The organism is Paenibacillus larvae subsp. larvae, from assembly GCF_002003265.1.
Classification (GTDB): Bacteria; Bacillota; Bacilli; order Paenibacillales; family NBRC-103111; genus Paenibacillus_H; species Paenibacillus_H larvae.
The window spans coordinates 2457101-2477167 of the sequence record NZ_CP019687.1; the positions used below are offsets into that span (position 1 = coordinate 2457101).

At 42.6% G+C, this 20067-nt stretch carries 18 protein-coding genes and 3 pseudogenes; 4 read left to right on the forward strand and 17 right to left on the reverse strand.

Annotated elements, in window-relative coordinates; genetic code table 11:
• The first annotated feature begins 92 nt into the window (after positions 1-92).
• From BXP28_RS12830 to BXP28_RS12840, 3 genes are all read left to right on the forward strand, one after another.
• Positions 93-659, forward strand: a complete 567-nt coding sequence (locus BXP28_RS12830) for a biotin transporter BioY (RefSeq protein WP_023483386.1) — start codon at positions 93-95, stop codon at positions 657-659.
• A 213-nt stretch (positions 660-872) separates the two neighbouring features.
• Positions 873-1889, forward strand: coding sequence for an NADH:flavin oxidoreductase/NADH oxidase (locus BXP28_RS12835; protein ID WP_036655213.1), 1017 nt, complete (start codon positions 873-875; stop codon positions 1887-1889).
• 286 nt (positions 1890-2175) lie between these two features.
• Complete coding sequence (locus BXP28_RS12840) at positions 2176-2721, forward strand: DUF3967 domain-containing protein (RefSeq protein ID WP_036655216.1); 546 nt, start codon at positions 2176-2178, stop codon at positions 2719-2721.
• 208 nt (positions 2722-2929) lie between these two features.
• On the opposite strand, the gene BXP28_RS12845 is transcribed toward BXP28_RS12840, so the two are convergent.
• The 14 genes and pseudogenes from BXP28_RS12845 to nrdR form a co-directional block, all read right to left on the reverse strand.
• The gene (locus BXP28_RS12845) at positions 2930-3223 is read right to left on the reverse strand and encodes a hypothetical protein (protein ID WP_036655218.1); all 294 of its coding nucleotides are present in this window, start codon (positions 3221-3223) and stop codon (positions 2930-2932) included.
• Positions 3224-3245: 22 nt separating this feature from the next.
• On the reverse strand, positions 3246-4148 hold the full coding sequence (locus tag BXP28_RS12850) for a hypothetical protein (RefSeq protein WP_023484803.1): 903 nt from the start codon (positions 4146-4148) through the stop codon (positions 3246-3248).
• Positions 4149-4352: pseudogene (locus tag BXP28_RS24280) on the reverse strand (hypothetical protein); the annotation flags it as partial.
• 10 nt (positions 4353-4362) lie between these two features.
• Entirely contained in the window at positions 4363-5586 is a 1224-nt protein-coding gene (locus tag BXP28_RS12855; RefSeq protein ID WP_023483236.1) for an IS256 family transposase, read from the reverse strand.
• Between the two features lie 88 nt (positions 5587-5674).
• The gene (locus tag BXP28_RS12860; RefSeq protein WP_174567576.1) at positions 5675-7264 is read right to left on the reverse strand and encodes a binary toxin-like calcium binding domain-containing protein; all 1590 of its coding nucleotides are present in this window, start codon (positions 7262-7264) and stop codon (positions 5675-5677) included.
• 946 nt (positions 7265-8210) lie between these two features.
• A complete protein-coding gene (gene ptsP, locus BXP28_RS12865; RefSeq protein WP_023483389.1) occupies positions 8211-9950 on the reverse strand; it encodes a phosphoenolpyruvate--protein phosphotransferase in 1740 nt (579 codons plus the stop codon).
• 229 nt (positions 9951-10179) lie between these two features.
• A complete protein-coding gene (nagE, locus tag BXP28_RS12870) occupies positions 10180-11634 on the reverse strand; it encodes an N-acetylglucosamine-specific PTS transporter subunit IIBC (RefSeq protein WP_023483390.1) in 1455 nt (484 codons plus the stop codon).
• A 42-nt stretch (positions 11635-11676) separates the two neighbouring features.
• The gene (locus BXP28_RS12875) at positions 11677-12162 is read right to left on the reverse strand and encodes a PTS sugar transporter subunit IIA (RefSeq protein ID WP_023483391.1); all 486 of its coding nucleotides are present in this window, start codon (positions 12160-12162) and stop codon (positions 11677-11679) included.
• A 164-nt stretch (positions 12163-12326) separates the two neighbouring features.
• Positions 12327-13190 carry a glucose PTS transporter transcription antiterminator GlcT gene (glcT, locus tag BXP28_RS12880; protein WP_023483392.1) on the reverse strand — a complete coding sequence of 288 codons (864 nt, stop codon included), beginning with the start codon at positions 13188-13190 and terminating at the stop codon, positions 12327-12329.
• 150 nt (positions 13191-13340) lie between these two features.
• A pseudogene (locus BXP28_RS12885) lies at positions 13341-13643 on the reverse strand (MurR/RpiR family transcriptional regulator); the annotation flags it as partial.
• Between the two features lie 163 nt (positions 13644-13806).
• Positions 13807-14696 (reverse strand): annotated as a pseudogene (locus tag BXP28_RS12890) (carbohydrate ABC transporter permease).
• A gap of 2 nt (positions 14697-14698) precedes the next feature.
• Entirely contained in the window at positions 14699-15634 is a 936-nt protein-coding gene (locus tag BXP28_RS12895) for a carbohydrate ABC transporter permease (RefSeq protein ID WP_036655223.1), read from the reverse strand.
• A gap of 76 nt (positions 15635-15710) precedes the next feature.
• Complete coding sequence (locus BXP28_RS12900) at positions 15711-16979, reverse strand: ABC transporter substrate-binding protein (RefSeq protein ID WP_023483395.1); 1269 nt, start codon at positions 16977-16979, stop codon at positions 15711-15713.
• 269 nt (positions 16980-17248) lie between these two features.
• Positions 17249-17719, reverse strand: a complete 471-nt coding sequence (gene nrdR, locus BXP28_RS12905; RefSeq protein ID WP_024095112.1) for a transcriptional regulator NrdR — start codon at positions 17717-17719, stop codon at positions 17249-17251.
• A 112-nt stretch (positions 17720-17831) separates the two neighbouring features.
• On the opposite strand from nrdR, the gene BXP28_RS12910 reads away from it, so the two are divergent.
• Entirely contained in the window at positions 17832-18062 is a 231-nt protein-coding gene (locus BXP28_RS12910) for an alpha/beta-type small acid-soluble spore protein (protein WP_024095113.1), read from the forward strand.
• A 97-nt stretch (positions 18063-18159) separates the two neighbouring features.
• Here the strand turns inward: BXP28_RS12910 and BXP28_RS12915 are convergent, their stop codons facing one another.
• From BXP28_RS12915 to ytaF, 3 genes are read right to left on the reverse strand one after another with little or no spacing between them, the layout of a single operon-like run.
• Positions 18160-18714: a lytic transglycosylase domain-containing protein gene (locus tag BXP28_RS12915; RefSeq protein WP_023483397.1), complete on the reverse strand. Its 555-nt coding sequence runs from the start codon at positions 18712-18714 to the stop codon at positions 18160-18162.
• On the reverse strand, positions 18711-19307 hold the full coding sequence (gene coaE / locus BXP28_RS12920) for a dephospho-CoA kinase (RefSeq protein WP_023483398.1): 597 nt from the start codon (positions 19305-19307) through the stop codon (positions 18711-18713). The genes BXP28_RS12915 and coaE overlap by 4 nt, the downstream gene beginning before the upstream one ends.
• Positions 19308-19346: 39 nt before the next feature.
• Positions 19347-20045 carry a sporulation membrane protein YtaF gene (gene ytaF / locus BXP28_RS12925; RefSeq protein ID WP_024095115.1) on the reverse strand — a complete coding sequence of 233 codons (699 nt, stop codon included), beginning with the start codon at positions 20043-20045 and terminating at the stop codon, positions 19347-19349.
• Between the last annotated feature and the right edge of the window lie 22 nt (positions 20046-20067).

Below are 20067 nucleotides of genomic sequence, written 5' to 3' on the forward strand. Positions count from 1 at the left end.
ACTGCCTTTTCAAGCTCTATTTTCTATGGTAAAATCCGATTGTTAACCAAAAACCCACAACAAAAAGTTAACAAAAGATTGGAGAAACTGCAATGAAAACATCTGGATTTACTGTTCGCGGCATCATGTTTAGTGCTATGTTTGCTGCACTGCTGGTTGCACTTAGTTTTGTCAACATCCAACTAGGTATCTCCCCTGTACCTATTACACTGGTTAATTTTGTGATCATGCTCTCCGGGGCCCTGCTTGGTCCTAAGTATGGATTTTTCAGTGTATTTTCAGTAGTCTTGCTGACGGCTCTGGGATTGCCTCTCTTGCACGGAGCCGGCGGCCCGACATTACTGTTTGGCCCGACAGGCGGATTTATTTGGGCTTATCCATTTGTCGCTCTTTTCATCGGATGGATTATCCGACATGTGACTGTAAAAGGTATTGCGGGATTCCTTCTTGTTTTTTTCATCATGCTCATTTTTGGTTCCGGACTGCTGTATGTGACGGGAGTACCCTGGCTGGCCCATTCTGCTCAAATATCTTTAGGAAAAGCACTGGTTCTGGGTTGTTATCCTTATCTGATCGGAGATGCCATCAAAGCTTTTACCTCCGCTGTAATTGTGCAAAGTATTTTTTATCAGACAGGCGGACCAATTATAAAAAATTAGTGAAAAAACTAGACGGGTAATCCTATAAATCTATATATATGCTCACGAGAAGGAGGCGGGAAAGATTGAAAGAAGGATTGGAGCAATTGACCAAAGAGTTCGGGAAAACGGAGATTCCTGAACAAATTTCGGATTAGGTTTATAGGAAAAATGGGTATATAATAAAAAAGAGAACTTAAACACGATTTTTAAATGAAAAGGAGTGGAGAAACGTTGGCCCATTTATTCACCCCATATACCTTGCAGAAACTGGAACTCAAAAACCGGATTGTCATGTCTCCGATGTGTCAGTATTCAGTATCGGCCAAAGACGGAAAGCCAAATGACTGGCACTATATTCATTATGTCAGCCGTGCCGTTGGAGGTGCCGGGTTGATTATGCTGGAAATGACGGATGTGGAACCGGACGGGCGCATTTCCGATTATGACCTCGGTCTATGGTCGGATGACCAAATAGATGCGTTCGCCCGAATCAGCGACGCCTGTCATGAACATGGCGCCAAAACAGCCATACAAATTGCCCATGCCGGCCGCAAAGCAGAAGATGCTGCTATTCCTGTAGCCCCTTCGGCTATCCGCTTCAGCAGCTCTTACAAAGAACCCCGTGCCCTGTCTACAGATGAAGTCAAGCAGCTTGTGGAGAAATTCAGAGATACAGCAAAACGTGCGGTTAAGGCAGGATTCGATACGGTTGAATTGCATGGTGCCCACGGATACTTGATCCACCAATTTCATTCTCCATTGACGAACAAAAGAGAAGATATCTACGGGCAGGACCTGGCGCGATTCGGTATTGAAGTGATCCAGGCGGTAAAGAGCGAGCTGCCTTCGGGTATGCCACTCATCATGCGTGTATCCGCAATCGAATATGAACAGGGAGGATACGGCTTGGATCATATCATCGATCTCGCCAGACAATACAAGGAAGCCGGTGTAGATTTATTCGATGTATCCTCAGGAGGAGAGTCCGCTAAAGGGCCAAGTAATGGGAAAGACCCCGGCTATCAGGTTCCGTTTGCCCGTCATATAAAAGATCATGTGAATATCCCTGTTATGAGCGTAGGGAACTTATCAGACTATAATGTGGCAGAACTGACTGTAGCGAGCGGAGATTCAGAACTTGTTGCCGTAGGCCGAGGAATGCTTGGTGATCCTTACTGGAGTCTTCATGCCGCAAAGGCTCTTGGAGCCGATATAGAAGTACCCCGTCAGTATAAACGCGGATTGTAAATTTGACTATGAACCCGTTCTTTTCTATAGAACGGGTTTTTATTTTTCTCATACTTAAGAATCATTTTCACTTTGATCATACCAAATATTATACAAAAGCATAGTCCAATAGAACTATTCATCAGGTATCCCTCTTCATTTCGATTTCATTCGCTAATTTTATTAGACGAGGTCTCTCGTGTTTTGGCGAAGGTTTCCGTTTTTTATATAAGAGTCATGACAAAGCTCCTTGTAGGATTTGCCCCTTCTTTGTAGAACTTATTAGGCAGTGAGGTGATGAGCAGTGATGAATGAAATAATAATGGAGAATGCGTGGCATACCACCAAAGATATGGCGGCTATGCTTGGAATTGAGACCGTTACCGTTCGCAAATATGCATTGGCTCTTGAAAAGGCCGGCTACATCATTAGCCGGGATGATAAGGATCGCCGTACTTATTCCGATGTGGATGCAATGGCACTTCAACAGCTGTTTACATTAAGAGAAAGGTCCGGAATGACAGTAGAGAAGAGTGCGGAAATGGTAGCTTCCAGATTTTTGGCTGAACAGGCCTCCTCCCCTGCTCCGGTTGCGGCGGCGGCAGAAACCTTGCCTGCTGCTCCCTCTTCCTCTCTCCTGGATGAAGTTTTTGCACGAATGAATGAATTAATTGCCATGAACAAAGATTTATCCGACCGTGTCACGGAACAACAAAACAAGATAGAAGGAGCCCTGCAAAATAGGGATGAACGAATCACTCAGATTCTGATGGAGCTCAGAGAAACAAAGCGTGCCATAGCGGCTGCAAAAGAAAAAAAATCTGTATGGAAACGACTTTTTGGTTTATACTGATACTGATTTAATATAAAATATACTCTAAATACTTTTAAGCTTTAGATTGTTTGAAATCTCTCCTTATCATCTGAAATATTGATAAATCAAAAGACTTGTATCTGTATTAAAAAGGCACAATCTTCTGTCCTTCCTTACATCAGGTTTACACACGTACAAAACAGCCAAGGCTTCCTTTAGAAAGCATTTGGCTGTTTGTTGGTCTTGATTAATTGAACCACCCTTTTCTGTGTAGGTGTCCATTTATCTTAAAATCAGCTGTTTCTTGATCATAAATGAGGGTATTATCCCTATTTGGTGCGAACAGTGCAAGGTCATTAAAATTGTTTCCTTTGAAATAATAACTCAGCAAACCAGTTCGATCCATTTCCTTTTCTTGTGTTCCTTGTGTTGCTATCGTTTGATTTCCTTCATTTTGTGCATAAGCAGGAGGAACTATGGCATTTAAACACGTAAACGCTAATAACGTACATGTTACAACACCCGATAATTTTTTCTTCAATACTTATTTCTTCAAAAATAGCTTATTTCCCATAAATTTGTATTTTTCTGCCATCTTTTGTTATAACATAAATCTTAATTATGTTTTCATCAGTTTCTATGTGATCAAGAAGATTAACTTTTACATTGCCGTTGTTATCAATTGAATAACTGCTTCTGATTTTTTTAGTATCAAATCCGTATCTCTGAACAGTTTCAACTCTGTATTTTTTTATATCCTTCTTTAATAGTTTTATATTTTTAAACGTGACAGCATTTATATAATGTCCATTTTTTGTTTCACTGTAATCCTTGTACATTTCTTGGATTTCTTTATCCGTTATACCCTCACATATATCTATAGCCATATTGTGATCCTTATTTGTTTCCCGAATTTCTTTATCCGGTTTTATGGATGATATATCTGTAATTGTAATATCATCCCAATACACATTGGTTTTACTATCACCTTTTACACTTATTCGATCTATCGGATTTTTACCCCTATTTTTCACAAGAATATCCACTCTTTGGTATCTCTTATTGTTTAATTTGACCTTTTTACTGGCGATTGTAGAGTTTTGGCCTTTTACTTTTATTGTGGGCTCTGTATCCGAATCAGCTTTCATATACATGCTCAGATAATAAGCTTTGTTTTTATTCAACTTACTCTTGGCCTCTGAAGAGAAAATTAAACTTGTATTACGATCCGCTGATTGATATTGTTTTTTCCCTGTATTACCTCCATCCACTTGATCAGTATAAATCCAGTTTCCTAGAGGGCTATCACTTTCAGCACTATCATACAGTGAAGCCAGTTTAATCGTAAAATTCATTTTGGGTGTAAGCTTCACATCATATAATTGGTTCACATCTGCAAAAGATCCGGACGTCGCGTCTAACTGATTTTTCACTTCTGTTGCCGTATCGGTATCCAAAAATGTCATTACACTTGACTCATAGATTGGTTTTTTATGATAATATAATAATCCATCTTTTTCAGTAATTTCGGGATAGGCTAATTTTAATGCTTCTTTTAAGGATAACGATGGGGTTTTATCTTCCGGATTTTCGTAATCTTTAGCGGCTACCCTTTTTTCCGAAATATTGTTTCCTGGATCAAGTCCAAATTTGTGTGTAAATTCCCTCAGCTAGACTGTGCTACATAATGCGAGTCACTTTGGCATCGGACTTTGGCCGATCCTTCCGCCATTCCATGTACTCGGTCATGTCGAGATATTTCTTGCCGGCTGCCCATTTTTCATCCTGTTCCATCAATAGAGCACCAATAAGACGAATCACGGATTCACGGTTTGGGAAGATGCGAATGACACGTTCCCGGCGTCTAACCTCTTCGTTGAGACGCTCAACGCTATTTGTCGTGCGCAGCCGTTTTCGGTAACGCTCTGGCAGCATTAAGACGGCGGTAGCATCGTCAAATCCGCTTTCCAGCACGCCCATCGCCTTACCCGCCTTATCTTCATAAGCCGCTAAGGTCTGTTTTAATAAAAACCTTGCCGTTCCAGTATCAGGAGCATCTAGAATCGACCGTAGACGGCCATGGATCTCATCCTTCAAGGCTTTGGGTGAGGCTTCTAATACATTTCGCGTGAAGTGAGTCTGGCATCGCTGCCATGTTACCCCTTGCAGCTGCTGCCGTACCGCGCGTACAAGGCCGCCATGATCGTCGGAGGTAATGAGATCCACACCTCGTAATCCACGTCCTTTTAGAGAGCTGAAAAACTCACTCCAGCTTGCTTCAGATTCTGTGTCACCCAGCATCAGGCCAAGGACTTCACGATAGCCCTCGGTGTTTACACCAATGGCAATCATGATGCCTCGTGAGCGTACACGACCGTCTTCACGGACCTTGAGATACATCGCATCTACGAGAACAAACGGAAAGAGGCTGTCTGCCAGGCTTCGATTATTCCAAGCAGTTACGATGGGATCCAGCCGCTTACAAAGGTCTGAAACAGTGGATTTAGAAAACTCGGTTCCGCAGAGTTCTTCGGTTACTTGCGAGACTTTACGCGTAGAGACGCCGTTTACGACCATTTCCATCATCGCTAAGATTAACGCTTGTTCACTTCTCTGGTAACGACTAAAGAGCTCTGTCGTGAACTTCCCACCACGGATGCGCGGAACACTTAGTGTAATGGTTCCCACCCGCGTATGCAGCCCATGTGGATACGATCCATTCCGGTACGCTTTTCGATTCTCTGTTCGTTCATAACGATCTGCTTCCACTTGTTCACTCACCTGTGCTTGTAAGACTTGGTTCAGTACAGACTCGAGCAGCTTGGCTACACCCGCATCCTGAGAATTTCCCAAAAATAGTTGATGCAAAAGCTGCGAATCTACGTTAATCTGGTATTGAGCCATTTCATAACACCTCGTATATTTAGAATTTTGTGTCCCAACATTATTCTAACTGAGGGCTATGAATATGGCTCCTTTCATTTTTTGGAACCTAGCTTTTTACACAATTATACGGACTCAACTTGTTTCCTGTATCTACTATAATAGAAGCCGTTCTTGCCTCGATTTCTTCTGTAATCCCATTCCATTGACCGCCCTCCTTAATTTTCCCATCTGCATCTTTTATCATATACTTACCATCTGTCTGATTGGTTTCAATCTTAATAGGCTTATTATTTAAGAGATCACTTAGCTGCTGCTTATTTAACGTAATGGGATGGGAACCAAAGTCATCCATTGTGTTTATAGCGATCCCATTTTGCCCCTTTTTCGGATAACTTGCTCCTGGAGTTAGACTTAATGCTGTAGAATTGGCCTTTGCTGTAATTGTTCCAATTGTAGTATTACCTATGACAAAGCTCGTTGTAGGCTTTACATCATAGATGGCACCCGTTCCAACATTGTTGTACCGGACATTCGCATTCAAGTATCCTGCTGAAGCTGTATTGAATTGGGAAGAAGTGCCATTAGAGGATCCCCATTCCTGCGCTACTGTATCAGAATGCTGATAGTTTGCACTAACTCCGAAGGAAGGGCCCGTAAATAATGAAAAACCAATTTCAACAGAAGCTCCTACTGTATTTGAATACGACCAATTCGTAGATGAATTGGACTGAACGCTTTCGGATAAATCCTTGTTTGGAGACAGTATCATCTTTTCCATATTTACATTCACACTGGGGAAAGCAGCTACTAAAGGATTAAATGTTTCTTTGGCATTGGCTAAAGGCAAATCTCTGGCTGCTTTTTCATAATCGGTATAGGGATCTCCCACTGTATGAGCTTCGTTGGGGTTGGATACAAATTTGGTATATCCTTTCGCCGCTAAAGAGTCATCCCATTTCACAACTAGTTTATTTTTAATCGTATATCCATTTTCTTCCCAAACATCAGGGATTTTATCGTTATCTGTATCTATATCTATGGTATCATCGTCATCTATTGACTGGTCATCAGACAGAACGGATCTTTTTTTTCTTAGAGAAGACTTAGCTTCTTTATTAAAATCAGGATTCCTTACTTCTTCCTGTTGGATTGGCACCATTTGATTTTGCTTGTTGATCTTAAATAGCTTCAGTTCTTTAAAAGTTTGATTATTGCTATCCAGCTTTCCTTCGGGCTTGTATTCAATTTTTATCGGCACCAATTTGTCTTTCTCTAAATGCACGACTTGTTTGTCTGTGCCTTGGTTGGAAACTAGATGTCCATCTATCTTGATTTTCGCATTTTGGTCATCAGATAATTGAAATGTAAAATCACCTGTTTCCTTACTTTGGATCAAACCAACCCAACGAATCGACTGATAGGTTTGTTGATCCTTATCTAATAATGCATCAGCTGTTTCTTGATCATAAATGAGGGTATTATCCCGCGTTGGTGCGAACAGTGCAAGCTCATTAAAATTGTTTCCTTTGAAATAATAACCCAGCAAACCAGTTCGATCCATTTCCTTTTCTTGTGTTCCTTGCGTTGCTATCGTTTGATTTCCCTCATTTTGTGCATAAGCAGGAGGAACTATGGCATTTAAACACGTAAACGCTAATAACGTACATGTTACAACACCCGATAATTTTTTCTTCAATACTTCCATCTCCTTATTTCTTTAATAATATCGCATCTATTACATAACGTTTAACACCTTTAAAATAATCAGACAAATCATGCGATTGAAAAATTTTTACTTCAACTTATTTCCTCTTCCCCCTCTACAATATATTGTTTTCTTTCCCATCATCTTATCGCGAGGGTTCAAGCAGGAAACACAAACTCTGTGAGAACTCAAAACCTCCCGCATGACGGCAAGCAAAAAAAGTTCATGTGAACAATTCTACGAAAACAAAACAAGAATATTAACCTGATTGGATACTAGTTTTCTACTGCATAAGCATGAAACTGTTCATAAAATACGTGGAAGAATTGTTGTTATATGTATCCAGTGGCAGTTCCTAATGGAAGGGGTATCCCTGATTCGCTCATGTTTATAATATCCTTATTTTGGTAAAATACAGGTTTCCGCTCCCCCACATTCACTCTAGTTCCGTAGCTAAATGTGAACCTAAATCTTTTTCTGATGCAATGTTTTTTTATTCCACCTCCCCTTTACATTCTTCAATTGCAAATCTCTCCTTTCTCAAATAAAAGTAGAATTATTTCCCGAATATACTATTTATACCGCAAATTGTAAATACCTCTTAATGATATTTTTTAATATCGTTTCATTTTTTTCACAAATTTAGTCTATAATTATGTGCAATTTTCGTTTATAATAAATAAACAAATATAACCTTTTAATCAAAATTTTGTATATAGATATACCATCATTTTCTTTCTGTGGAAATAATAACTTATGATAAATATAACTTGTCTAAACAAGTTTGTAAACACTTGAGTAGACAATAAATCTGCTATTATAACTTCTAAGCAGCATAAAAACCAAAATGACACCTGTGAATACAGATGTCATCTTGATATAGCTTTTCTTTTAGTCGTTCGAATAGTGCCCCCCTGAAGTATGTTTCTTATCGCCTTTACATTTGCAGTTCGGTCACTCCAGGAACTTGCTTTTGCACGAAGGTTTGGATTTCTTCCGCATTCTCCATATTTAGTACCTGCTGAGCGAGCTTGTCCATGTCTTTCTTGTTCAGCTTATTAATCAGCACACGGGCCGGAAGTACAGAGCTTGCGCTCATGCTGAACTCATCCAGGCCTAGGCCAAGCAGAATCGGGATAGCCGTCAGGTTTCCGGCCATTTCTCCGCACATTCCCGCCCATTTTCCTTCTTTATGGGCAGCCGAAATAACCATATGAATCAAACGAAGTATAGCCGGATTGAAAGGCTGGGTCAAATAGGACACTTTTTCGTTCATCCGGTCAACAGCCATGGTGTATTGCACCAGATCGTTCGTACCGATGCTGAAAAAGTTCACTTCTTTGGCTAATTGATCCGCAATAACAGCGGCGGCTGGCACTTCGATCATCATTCCCACTTCCATGCCGGAATTGAACGGAATATTCTCGGCAGCCAGTTCCTTCTTCACTTCGTCCAGAATCCGGTTCGCTTCCCTAAGTTCGAAAAGGGAAGAAATCATCGGATACATCAGCTTGATGTTTCCATGGGCACTGGCCCGGAGAATAGCACGAAGCTGTGTTTTGAATAAATCCTTGCGGTCCAGGCACAGACGGATGGCCCTATAGCCCAAGAACGGATTCATCTCCTTCGGCAAATCCAGATAAGGAAGCTCCTTATCTCCTCCGATATCGAGGGAACGGATAACAACAGGCTTCTCAGCCCCCATAATTTCCGCTACATTTTTGTAAGCTTCGAACTGTTCTTCCTCGGACGGAAAGTCATTACGTCCCATGTACAGGAATTCGGTCCGGTAAAGGCCGACACCTTCAGCGCCATTGTTTCTGGCTCCCAAAGCATCCTGCGGATTTCCAATATTAGCGACAAGCTCCACATGATGTCCATCCTGGCTGATGGATGGCTGATCTTTATATTTGCGGATCTCCGCCAGCCTTTTTTCATATTTCACAAGCTGTTCCTGATAAGCTTTCAGAACATCTTCTTCCGGATTGATTATGATAACCCCTTTGCTGCCGTCGAGGATAACATAATCGCCATCCTTGATCTCTTCCGTCGCTTTTTTCAATCCCACTACAGCCGGGATTTCCATGGAACGCGCCATAATGGCGGAATGGGAAGTCCGACCACCGATATTAGTTGCAAATCCGGCAACTTTGTCCCGGTTCAACTGAGCGGTATCGGAAGGTGCCAGATCGTCTGCAATCAGTACGACCGGTTCTTCAAAATCGTCCAGGGAGCGGGATGTCACGCCGGCAAGCAGTTGAAGAACCCGGCTACACACATCTTTAAAGTCGGCAACCCGCTCATTCATATAAGCATTATCCATGCTTGCAAAAATCGTTACAAGTTCTTCGGTAACCTGCTTTAAAGCATATTCCGCATTTACTTTCTCTTCCTGTATTTTAGCTATAACCTGTCCTATATATTCTTCGTCCTGCAGAACCAGAATGTGAGTAGCGAAGATGCCTGCATGGTCCTCACCCAGTTTTTTCTCTGTATCCGCCTTAATCTTTTCGAGCTGTCCGATAGCCTCCTGTACCTTTTCTTCCAAACGGGTTACTTCCGCTTTCACTTCACCGCTTGCAAGTTCACAGCGTTCCGCCTCTACCTCCACATGCTGAAGAATAAAGGCCGGACCAATGGCGTATCCGGAAGCTGCAGCTATTCCTTTTAATTCCAAATCTCTCCACTCCTTTTGTACATGCTCTATGAAGTCCTTTTTCTATTATAACGGGTTTGATTCCCCTTTCCCACTTGGCAAAGAAGAGAAACCTTAACCAAGTTTTTGCAGGCGTCAAAACGAAAGGGCAGGAAGCCCTTAAATTAACAAGATACTTACAGTTCCTCTCTTTACAGAGGCCGTATCCGTCGCGCTTCCTGCCTGATATAGATTTTGATGATTAGCAGAGTTACAGTTTTAACATTTCTTCCTTGATCAGTTCAGATTGGGTACCAAAGACAACCTGCACACTGCCACCGCCAAGTTTCATAATACCGGCGGCACCAAGAGACTTGAGGCCTTTCTCATCCACTTTTTTATCATCCTCCAGGACAAGACGGAGCCGGGTAATACAAGCATCAATACTCTTGATATTTTCTTTACCTCCGAGCATAGGTACAATTTTCTCCGCCTTGTCGCGAAGGCTGCTGGAGCCTCCCGTTTCTGAACCATCCTGCCCATCTTCTGTGATGTCATCATCTTCACGGCCTGGGGTTTTCAGGTTGAATTTGACAATGGTAAACCGGAACAGGAAGTAGTACAGAACAAAATAGGCCAAACCGACCGGAATCAGCATGATTGGCTTCGAAGCAAGAGGCCAGTTGAGAATGTAGTCAATAAGGCCCGCGGAAAAACCGAAACCGAGACGCACATCCAGGAGTGACATAATTACCCCGGATAAACCGCTTAAAATAGCGTGAATCACATACAGGACAGGAGCCAGGAACATAAAGGAGAACTCAAGCGGCTCTGTAATCCCTGTCAGGAAAGCGGCAAAAGCAGTACCGATGAAGATGGAAGACACCGCTTTTCTTTTTTCTTTCTTCGCCGTATGAATAATCGCAAGCGCAGCGCCCGGAAGAGCAAACATCATGATCGGGAAGAAACAGGTCATGAACATTCCCGTAGATGGATCGCCGGCAAAGAAGCGGTGAATGTCACCGTGCACCACATTACCTGCCGCATTGGTAAAGGAACCGATTTGGAACCATGCGATGGTATTAATAATATGGTGAAGACCGAAAGGAATCAGGAGACGGTTGGCAACCATAAACACACCGGAACCGATGGCACCAAGACTTACTACCCAGTTTCCGAAGGAATCGAGCCAGGTCTGAACTGGCCCCCAAATCAGTCCGAAAATCAGACCTACAAATACCATAACAAGTGACGTGATGATCGGAACAAAACGTTTGCCCCCGAAGAAGCCCAACCATTCCGGAAGCTTGATATCGTGGTATTTCTTATAGAAATAGGCTGCAATACCACCGGCCAGAATACCGCCCAGTACTCCCATATCCAGCTTCATATCGGCCGGAATAAAAGCAAACGCTTTCGGAACTGCAATAAGAACTTTAGTTAATACCAGGTGAGCAATTACCGCAGCCAGCGCCGCAACCGCATCGCCGGCAAACCCAATCGCAACCCCGACAGCAAAAATGAGTGGCAGGTTATCCATAATGGCACTTCCACCGGCATTCAGGAACGGCTGAACGAACTGGTTTAAGAATCCGCCAACAGTATCTCCCATGTGGAAGTCCTTGATGTAGTCGATATTACCGAACCGCAGCAGAATAGCTGCGGCCGGTAAAGTAGCGACGGGAAGTATTAAGGATCTACCGATTTTTTGCAGAAAACCTAACATAGCTTGTATCCCCCTCAGAATTTGAAAAATAAGATAAAGATTTTATTTAAGAACGACTTCCATGATTGTGCTGCTTCCTGCGGTTACACTGCCTGTGAAGAAAGTGGATTCCTTAACAGCATCACCATTGGCAATAACAACAGGAGTGATAACGGGATAACCGGCTTCCTTGATGCTGGCCATATCGAACTCAATGACAGGCTGGCCTTTTTTCACAACGTCTCCGTTTTTCACGAGCGGTTTGAAACCGTTTCCTTGAAGCTGAACCGTGTTTACTCCAATATGCATAAGCAGTTCCAATCCAGACTCATGTCCGATTACCAAAGAGTGATAAGATTTGTCAATAATGTGAATAACCTTTCCATCTACCGGGGAAACCAGCACCCCCTCTGATGGTTCAATTGCTATCCCGTCGCCGATAATTTTCTGAGCAAAAGCAGGATCAGGAACTTGATCTAAAGAAACAGTATTTCCTGTTAGCGGAGCAGCAACTTCGACCGTTTTTTTCTTCTTTCCAAAACCAAACATGATGTAATTCCTCCTAGTTAAGCGATGTATTCTAAGTGTTCCCAGAATTACAAAAAGGCATGAGCCGAAACGGACATATAGATAAGTTTTATCTAAATATCCGCTTTCAGCTCATGCCTAGTCGAACTAGTAACACGCTAAGTTATGATATTAACGTAACATAATTATTGCTTGGAGTCAACCTGCTGAAACAAGCGAAATAAATGCATCGTTATATAACCGATCTCATCTTCAGGTATTTCAACCTGAAGCTTTTCCTGCATAATTTCGCAAAGTTTGCACGCAATTTCATACTCTTCGGGCATACCGGTTTTCAGGTTTTGCAGAAATGGATTATAGCTGGATTTGCCTTGTCTGATCCGCTCCACCGCAAAACGTAAATGGGTAATCAGCCGGATATAATCAAGAGTATCCCTCTTGATCCGGATTTGTTTCACCTTTTCAATATACTCTACCATTATCCTGATTAAGTTATTGAATTGTACCATTTCACTGACAGACACATGATAAACAGCCGAATGTATGTGCATGGCCAGGAAACCGACTTCACTCTCCGGCACCTGAACATGAAAATGACTGGAGATTAAATAAGCCGCCTGCTCAGCTAACTCGTATTCCCTGGGATATAGTGACTGTATTTCGTACAAAAACGGATTGGCAATATCCACATTATGTTTCAGGCGATAAACAGCGAACTGGATATGACTGGGAAGAGCAATATGAATATGCTCATTAATATCGGCTGTAATCTGATTCGCAATCATGGAAATAATATCTTCAGATATAGAGATTACATCTTGATCGATCTGATTGGTTAGAGTCTGCAGCTGCTGCAAGTGAGATTCCGACTCCATAACATATTTCTTCTCGATTAATGAATCCGTATTGTCAAGTTGCTGGCCTGATTTTTTCCCGAATCCAATGCCTTTTCCTGTTAAGATCATCTCCGAACCGGTGCTTGGGTCCCGGACCAGGACAACGTTATTGCTAAGGACTCTCTGGATTTCATATCCGTTTGTTTCCGCCATGATATCACCACTTTTTTGTATAGAGAAGCTTAGATTTTGAAGCCGATCAAGAATTCGTGTCCATTATAAGCTATGACTAATCAAGGGTCAATAATCATATTTTTTTAATGGTTGATTTAATTCGTATTTTCGTGAAAGAACCAACCCTGATTAATATAATTTATCCAACACAGATTTTGCAGTCTTCTCAAGTGCGGTATAAGTATGGTCCTTCTGCCTGATAGCTATTGCGGTTGATAGAATATCCATGACATGAATCTGAGCCAGTTTGGATGAAAATGCTCCGCCCTGAAGCGGAGTTTCCTTGGCTGCAGCAAGAAGTACTACATCGGCATGATGGGTGATAGGAGACCGGGCGTGGTTTGTCAAACAGATTATAAGGTCGCCGTTTGCCTTGGCAATCTGGACAGCATCCATCAGATCCTTGGTGCTTCCGGAAGATGAAATGCCGAGCCGATTCGGGGTTTTTAAGGATTCACATCTCTTTTGCCCAGTGTAACATAAATGATCTAATACGCCTAAATCAGATATCACATTTATGAATTTTTTTACAAAATATGACTTGCGGTTCCAAAAGAAAGAAATATGACAGGGGGTTTCAGGGAATGAGTAAAGCTTATTTAAACCCCGTTAGCGTTGAACCGGCTTTTATGAAATATTTTTGTCCGAAAAAATATAGAATGATCATGGGAAGCGTAAATATAGCAGAGGCTGCCATCAGCTGCTCCCATTGGGCACCGTGATCCTGAAGAAATCCCTGGAGTCCCACACTGATCGTCCATTTTTCCGAATCGTTCAAATAAATGAGCGGCCCCATAAAGTCGGTATAGGCTGCCACAAAAGTAAAAAGTACAATCGTGGCCAGTGCCGGCTTAAGCAGAGGCAGGATAATCCGGGAATAAATTCTAAACTCATTGGCACCGTCAATTTTGGCCGCTTCAATCAGCTCGTTGGGCAATGTAAGCATAAACTGCCTTAACAGGAAAATATAAAAGGGTGCTCCCAGGAAGCTGCCGATAGTAAGGGGCAAAATGGTATTAACCCAGCCAAGTTTAGCGTAAATGATATATACCGGAATCATCTGGACCTGGGGGGTAAAATCATCGTCGCTACCACTATGGCAAAAATAATATTACGGCCTTTCCATGGAATCTTCGTTATGGAATAAGCGATCAAAGGGGCAGAAAATAGCTGGCCGATGATGTTGACCCCGCAAATAAGCAAAGTATTCCCCATGTATTTGAAAAAAGGAATCGCTTCAACGGCATTTTGGTAGTTTACCCATTGGGGTTTATCCGGAAAAATGCGGGGCGGAATCTCAAATATTTCTGCGGGTGTTTTTAAAGAAGTGATAATGAGCCAAATAAAAGGGAAGAGGAAAAAACAGCCCAACAGGAGCAATGCCGCATGAGGAAGTATGGTCTTCTTGAAGATATAGCCGAAGCTATGTTTGGTTTTAGGCGAAAAAGCAGGAGCAGAAGGTACGGCGGATAAATCTTTTGCCATCTTTACTCACCTCCATAGTATACCCAGCGGGCAGAACTTTTGAGTATGGCTGCGGTAAGAATCACTACGATCACAAATAGGATCCAGGCAAGGGCAGAAGCATATCCCATTTTGATGTATACGAAGGCTTCCTGGTACAGATTCACAGCATAGAATAGCAGCGATTGCTCCGGACCGCCCAGATTGGCATCGGCCGTCTTCCCTCCTGCAAGGATATACGATTCGGTAAATATTTGAAATGCGGAGATCAGTCCCATAATAATCTGGAACAAAATTACAGGCGATAATCCCGGAAGTGTAATATGTCTAAATCTATGCCACCTGCTTGCACCATCTATAGAGGCTGCCTCATAGAACTGCTGGGGAATCCCCTGCAGCGCGGCAAGAAAAATAAGCGACCCGGCTCCGGAACCCCAAATTCCCATTAAGATCAGGGAAGGTTTGGTAAACCGGGGATCCAGAAGCCAGGCAGGGTCCGGCATATGCAGCTCTCTTAGAATCATATTGATCAGGCCGAAATCCGGATTCAGCATCCAGGCCCATAAAATGGCATTGGCTACAATCGGAATAACTGCCGGCAGGTAATATACAGTCCGGTAAAAACTGATACCCCTTACTTTAAAGTTCAGAAGCAGGGCAATCAGCAAGCTGCTGATTAATCCTATCGGCATGGATATTCCTGCCATGTAAAGCGTATTTATTAAAGAGATATAAAAATGGTTATTCTGAAATATTTTCACATAATTTTGCATTCCGATCCATTTCGGGGAATTAAACAGGTCATATTCCGTTAAACTAAAGTAAAGGGAGCCAAAAAAGGGGTAAACGGTAAAAACCAAAAATCCTATAATCCACGGAGAAGCAAATGCCAGCCCCAGCCACATATAATGACGTTCCTTCCTCGTCATTTTCCTTTTCTTTGCTGCCGTTATGCTCATGCGGATTGCTCCTTTCCATCAGGATGGCAGTATCCCGCAGGGAGAACCTATCGAACCTGCAAGATCCCTGATTTAACTACTTCTTGTCCGCCAGCGGCTGGATTTTTTCTTTGATTTGTTTTAAAGCTTCGTCCATACTGATTTTCCCTCTCAGGATAGCGTCATATTGTACCTTGATTTCATCCATATACTCATTCATGAACGGGACGATCGGGAAAGTGTGAAGGTTATCACTTTTGGCATAATTCAAAAATTCTTTAAATCCCGGCACATCGTTAAATGCGGGGTCTTCAAGTGCGCTTTTCCGTGTAGGAAGGTTTCCGAGGGCCGCGTCAAATTTGGACATATGGCTTTTCTCGGTCATCCATTTGAGGAAAGTCCAGGATTGTTCAGGGTGTTTTGCCCCCTTAGGAATATAGAAAACGGATGTGTTGATGTTGCCGACATTTTTAAGCTCCGGATGCTCATCATTATAAGGGATGGAAGTGATTCCGTAATTCAGGTTGGGCGCATACTGTTTGATAAAGTTCGGAAGCCATTCCCCGTCTATAGTCATAGCATATTTTCCCGAAAAGAACGGGTTCTGGGCTGATTGATATTTACCCAGACTAGAGGAGAAACGGTCCAGATTCTCACTGCCGTATTTATCCCACAGGTCCTTGGAAAGCTGGATGGCTGCCTTGAAACCCGGATCTTCCGGCGTTACTTCATTTTTATCCGGGTCATAAAATTTTCCGTTAAAAACATAAGCAAAAGTATACGGGTCCGTTCCGGGCCAGAGGCCAAGACGTTCCAGGCGCCCTTCCTCTTTTACTACGCTTAATTTCTCGGCATATTGTTTCATTTCTTTTACGGTTTTTGGAGGTCCGTCAAATCCCGCTTCTTTCAGCAAATCTTTGTTATAAAAAAGCATGGTAACATGCATCGCAATTGGAAGCGCATACGTTTTTCCATTGTATTGGGACGTGGATAATGCCGAAGGAATAAAATCATTCAAATCCACATTTTCCTTTTTGATATAGTCATCAAGCGGAAGCATTGCCCCCTTGACTCCCCATGAGGCCACGTTCTGACCGAATTGGGACGCAAGGTCCGGAGGATTTCCTCCTGTAATAGCCGTCAGCTGCTTTTGATAGTCACTTTGACTCAGCCCCTTCACCTGTATCTCTTTGTGTGTATCATTGAATTCTTTAATCAGTTTTTCCAAGGCATCCGCTTCCGGCCCTGTCCAGCCATACCAGAAATTCAAGGTTACTTTCTCCTCTTTGCTGCCCGAACAGCCTGTCAAGGCAAGAAATGAAAGTAACAAAAGCGATAGAACAATCAGGCTAACTTTTCTCCGCATACCGCTTTCCTCCCCCGCTGGGTTATGAATAAGTTTGAAATGGATTTTGTTATTAGGTTATTGCAGATGCCTGTACTAGATGAATGTTTTGGGAACATTTTTTTATTTGGCAATTAGCCGCTGATTTTCCCCATCCCTCCTTTTGTGCTTTTTTCCATTTCCTTCTTGTTCTATCAAACTATCCGGTTTTTCTTATTCATACATTAAAACTTTGAAAAAAAGAAAAGGGAAGTCTTAATGAAAACTTCCCACTCTTACAAATCTTTTTACTATATATCAGTTTCATTTCCTCTGCCCAGCAGTTCGTTCAATTCTTTCATGAACATACTGATATCCTTAAATTGGCGGTACACCGAAGCAAAACGGATATAAGCCACTTCGTCAACAGGGTATAATTGTTCCATAACAAGCTCGCCTATCTCCCGGCTGTCTACCTCCGGTTTGGCCATATTGCGCACCCGCATTTCTACTTCGGTTACGATCTGTTCCAGCTGGTCTACAGACACCGGACGCTTTTCACAGGCCCGGACTAATCCGCGCAATATTTTGTCACGATTAAACTCTTCACGGCTGCCGTCTTTCTTTACTACCATTAAAGGTGTTTCTTCTACCATTTCAAAAGTAGTAAACCTGCGCATGCATTTCTCGCATTCCCGGCGCCGTCTTATGGACTTATTATCGTTGGCGGCTCTTGAATCCAGGACTTTCGTACCCAGGTGGTCACAGAAAGGACACTTCATAGTTATCCTCACCCCTATCCTTTATTTAATTCGAATTTCCCATATGTTGCTTGTCATGTTCTTAATAAGATCGCACATAATACAGTTACCAACGACAAGGAGGTGAACAGACATGGGTACAGGACAATCTCGTAGCAGTAACGTATTAGTTGTTCCTCAAGCAAATGCTGCGTTGGACCAATTGAAATACGAAGTAGCTCAAGAGCTTGGTATCGTCATTCCTCAGGATGGATACTATGGCAACATGGCTACTCGTGACACTGGAGCGATTGGTGGTCACATCACTCGCCGCTTAGTTCAAATCGCCGAACAGCAACTTTCCGGTACACAAGGTAGCCGATAACAAAACCGTTGCTGACTAAGCTAAAGCAGGGGAAGAGAAGCCGTATGCTTCTTTCCCTTGCTTCTTTCCATTAATATCGGCATAGGAAAGCTCACTTTTATATACTTTTATATACTTTTTGATATTTTGTATAGTAATACAATACCTTTTGGACATAGTGGCGGGTTTCTCCAAAAGGAATATTGCTAATGCCGTCCTTTGTACCGTCCCATATTTGATTTTTCTTCCATTTGTTCACATTTCCCTGTCCTGCGTTATAAGCGGCGATAGCATACAGCATATTTCCATCGTACATTTCTTTTAAATAGCTCAGATACCAGGCTCCCATGCGAATATTGACATCTACTTTAGTAAAATCACTAAGAGGGATATTCGTTTGTTTATGAATCCATTCGGCTGTTTCCGGCATAATCTGCATGATTCCCATAGCTCCGACTTTAGATACGCTTTCCGGAGAAAAGTTCGTTTCAACACGAATAATAGCAGCAAGTACCAGAGGGTCCATATTATGCTCTGCCGCGCTTTGTTTTATTTCGTTCTGGTAGGAAATCGGGTAAATTCTTTTTCCGATAAATTCACTATTATAGAATAGTATAAACAAAAAAACGATCAGCAAAAGAGCAAAAACTCTCTTTTTTCGGAGAAATCTCATGTAAGCCCCTTCCTCTTCCAAAATTCGTCCAATTGACGTTCTGTTTCTAAGAGATCCCCTTGGTTTTCTATAAGTATATCAGCTCGTTTTTTCTTTTCTTCAATGGACATTTGAGCCCGAATCCGGCTAAGTGCCTGTTCCTCCGTAAGCTTGTCCCTCTCCATAAGACGTTCAAGCTGAACATTCTGTGGAACATAAACAACCATAACCTCTGCAAACATACCATCAAATCCGGATTCATATAGCAAAGGTACATCTGCCACTATCAGTTTGTCCGGGTATTCTTTTTCATAGCAGTTCATGCGTTCTTCCATAAGAAGCCTGATGGCGGGATGGAGGATACTTTCCAGCAGTTTTCTGGAGGCCTTATCCCTAAAAACTTTTTCTCCTAAAGCTTTTCGATTTAGAGAACCATCCGGGTGCAGGATGCCTTGTCCAAAATGTGACGTGACTTGCTCCAGTATAGGGCTTCCCGGTTCTACTACTTCCCGGGCGAGAAGATCCGCATCAATCAATAGTGCGCCGCGCCGGACAAGACTGGAGGCAACGGTCGTTTTTCCACAGGCGATACCGCCTGTTAAGCCTATATTCATATGGTTTCACTCCTCTTTAGAATCTCGGACAAAGTCCTCTCAACCGAACAGTTTGATTAATCCCATCAGCACAAGTACACACCCGGGAAGTACAGATAATCTCTTTACCCAGTTTAGATCTGCAAACCGGTACCCCGCTTTCAATCCCATGGCAATGAAAAAACCGCCGGAACAAGCTATAACTGCCGAAGTGACGATTGGGGAAAATCCAATAAGGGCCGCTCCTATTCCCGCTCCGAACGCATCCAGCGACAAAGCTAATCCGAGCAAAGTAGCCTCGTAAGCGGAAATATTCCCGGAACGGTCCACGTCTGCTACTGAAGGCGTTCGAAGAATTTGAATGACCAGACCGAAACGTTTTAGTTCAATAGAGACTACCTCTCTGCTTAGCAGTTTTCCGTTAACAGGTACGCCTAATGACTCGAATTGATTTTCAGGTACCCGGCCAGGTTCTTCCCTTCCCGGATGTTTTTGCATATAAAGCTGATAAAGTGCCCAGATACCAATGCCTATTAAAATGACCGCCCCCAGCTTCCGGGCCAGAGCGGGGCTTATCCATTCAGCCAGCCAGGTTCCAATCTGCATGGATGCAAGAATGACAAGACCCGACCATAACGAGATAATGGCAACGGATAAAAGCGGAATTTTTATTTTACGAATTCCATACATCATACCTACGCCCAAACCGTCCAAGCTAACAGCGAGAGCAAGAACGAATAGGGATATACCAGGAAGCATGTTTTTTCCTCCCCCCAGGCAA

What these genes read in the sequence shown, in the direction of transcription:
- BXP28_RS12830 (WP_023483386.1), top strand. Translation starts at nt 93, where the DNA reads ATGAAAACATCTGGATTTACTGTTCGCGGCATCATGTTTAGTGCTATG.
- BXP28_RS12840 (WP_036655216.1), top strand. Translation starts at nt 2,176, where the DNA reads ATGAATGAAATAATAATGGAGAATGCGTGGCATACCACCAAAGATATG.
- BXP28_RS12850 (WP_023484803.1), bottom strand. Translation starts at nt 4,148, where the DNA reads ATGACATTTTTGGATACCGATACGGCAACAGAAGTGAAAAATCAGTTA.
- BXP28_RS12855 (WP_023483236.1), bottom strand. Translation starts at nt 5,586, where the DNA reads ATGGCTCAATACCAGATTAACGTAGATTCGCAGCTTTTGCATCAACTA.
- nagE (WP_023483390.1), bottom strand. Translation starts at nt 11,634, where the DNA reads ATGTTAGGTTTTCTGCAAAAAATCGGTAGATCCTTAATACTTCCCGTC.
- BXP28_RS12875 (WP_023483391.1), bottom strand. Translation starts at nt 12,162, where the DNA reads ATGTTTGGTTTTGGAAAGAAGAAAAAAACGGTCGAAGTTGCTGCTCCG.
- glcT (WP_023483392.1), bottom strand. Translation starts at nt 13,190, where the DNA reads ATGGCGGAAACAAACGGATATGAAATCCAGAGAGTCCTTAGCAATAAC.
- BXP28_RS12895 (WP_036655223.1), bottom strand. Translation starts at nt 15,634, where the DNA reads ATGAGCATAACGGCAGCAAAGAAAAGGAAAATGACGAGGAAGGAACGT.
- BXP28_RS12900 (WP_023483395.1), bottom strand. Translation starts at nt 16,979, where the DNA reads ATGCGGAGAAAAGTTAGCCTGATTGTTCTATCGCTTTTGTTACTTTCA.
- nrdR (WP_024095112.1), bottom strand. Translation starts at nt 17,719, where the DNA reads ATGAAGTGTCCTTTCTGTGACCACCTGGGTACGAAAGTCCTGGATTCA.
- BXP28_RS12910 (WP_024095113.1), top strand. Translation starts at nt 17,832, where the DNA reads ATGGGTACAGGACAATCTCGTAGCAGTAACGTATTAGTTGTTCCTCAA.
- BXP28_RS12915 (WP_023483397.1), bottom strand. Translation starts at nt 18,714, where the DNA reads ATGAGATTTCTCCGAAAAAAGAGAGTTTTTGCTCTTTTGCTGATCGTT.
- coaE (WP_023483398.1), bottom strand. Translation starts at nt 19,307, where the DNA reads ATGAATATAGGCTTAACAGGCGGTATCGCCTGTGGAAAAACGACCGTT.
- ytaF (WP_024095115.1), bottom strand. Translation starts at nt 20,045, where the DNA reads ATGCTTCCTGGTATATCCCTATTCGTTCTTGCTCTCGCTGTTAGCTTG.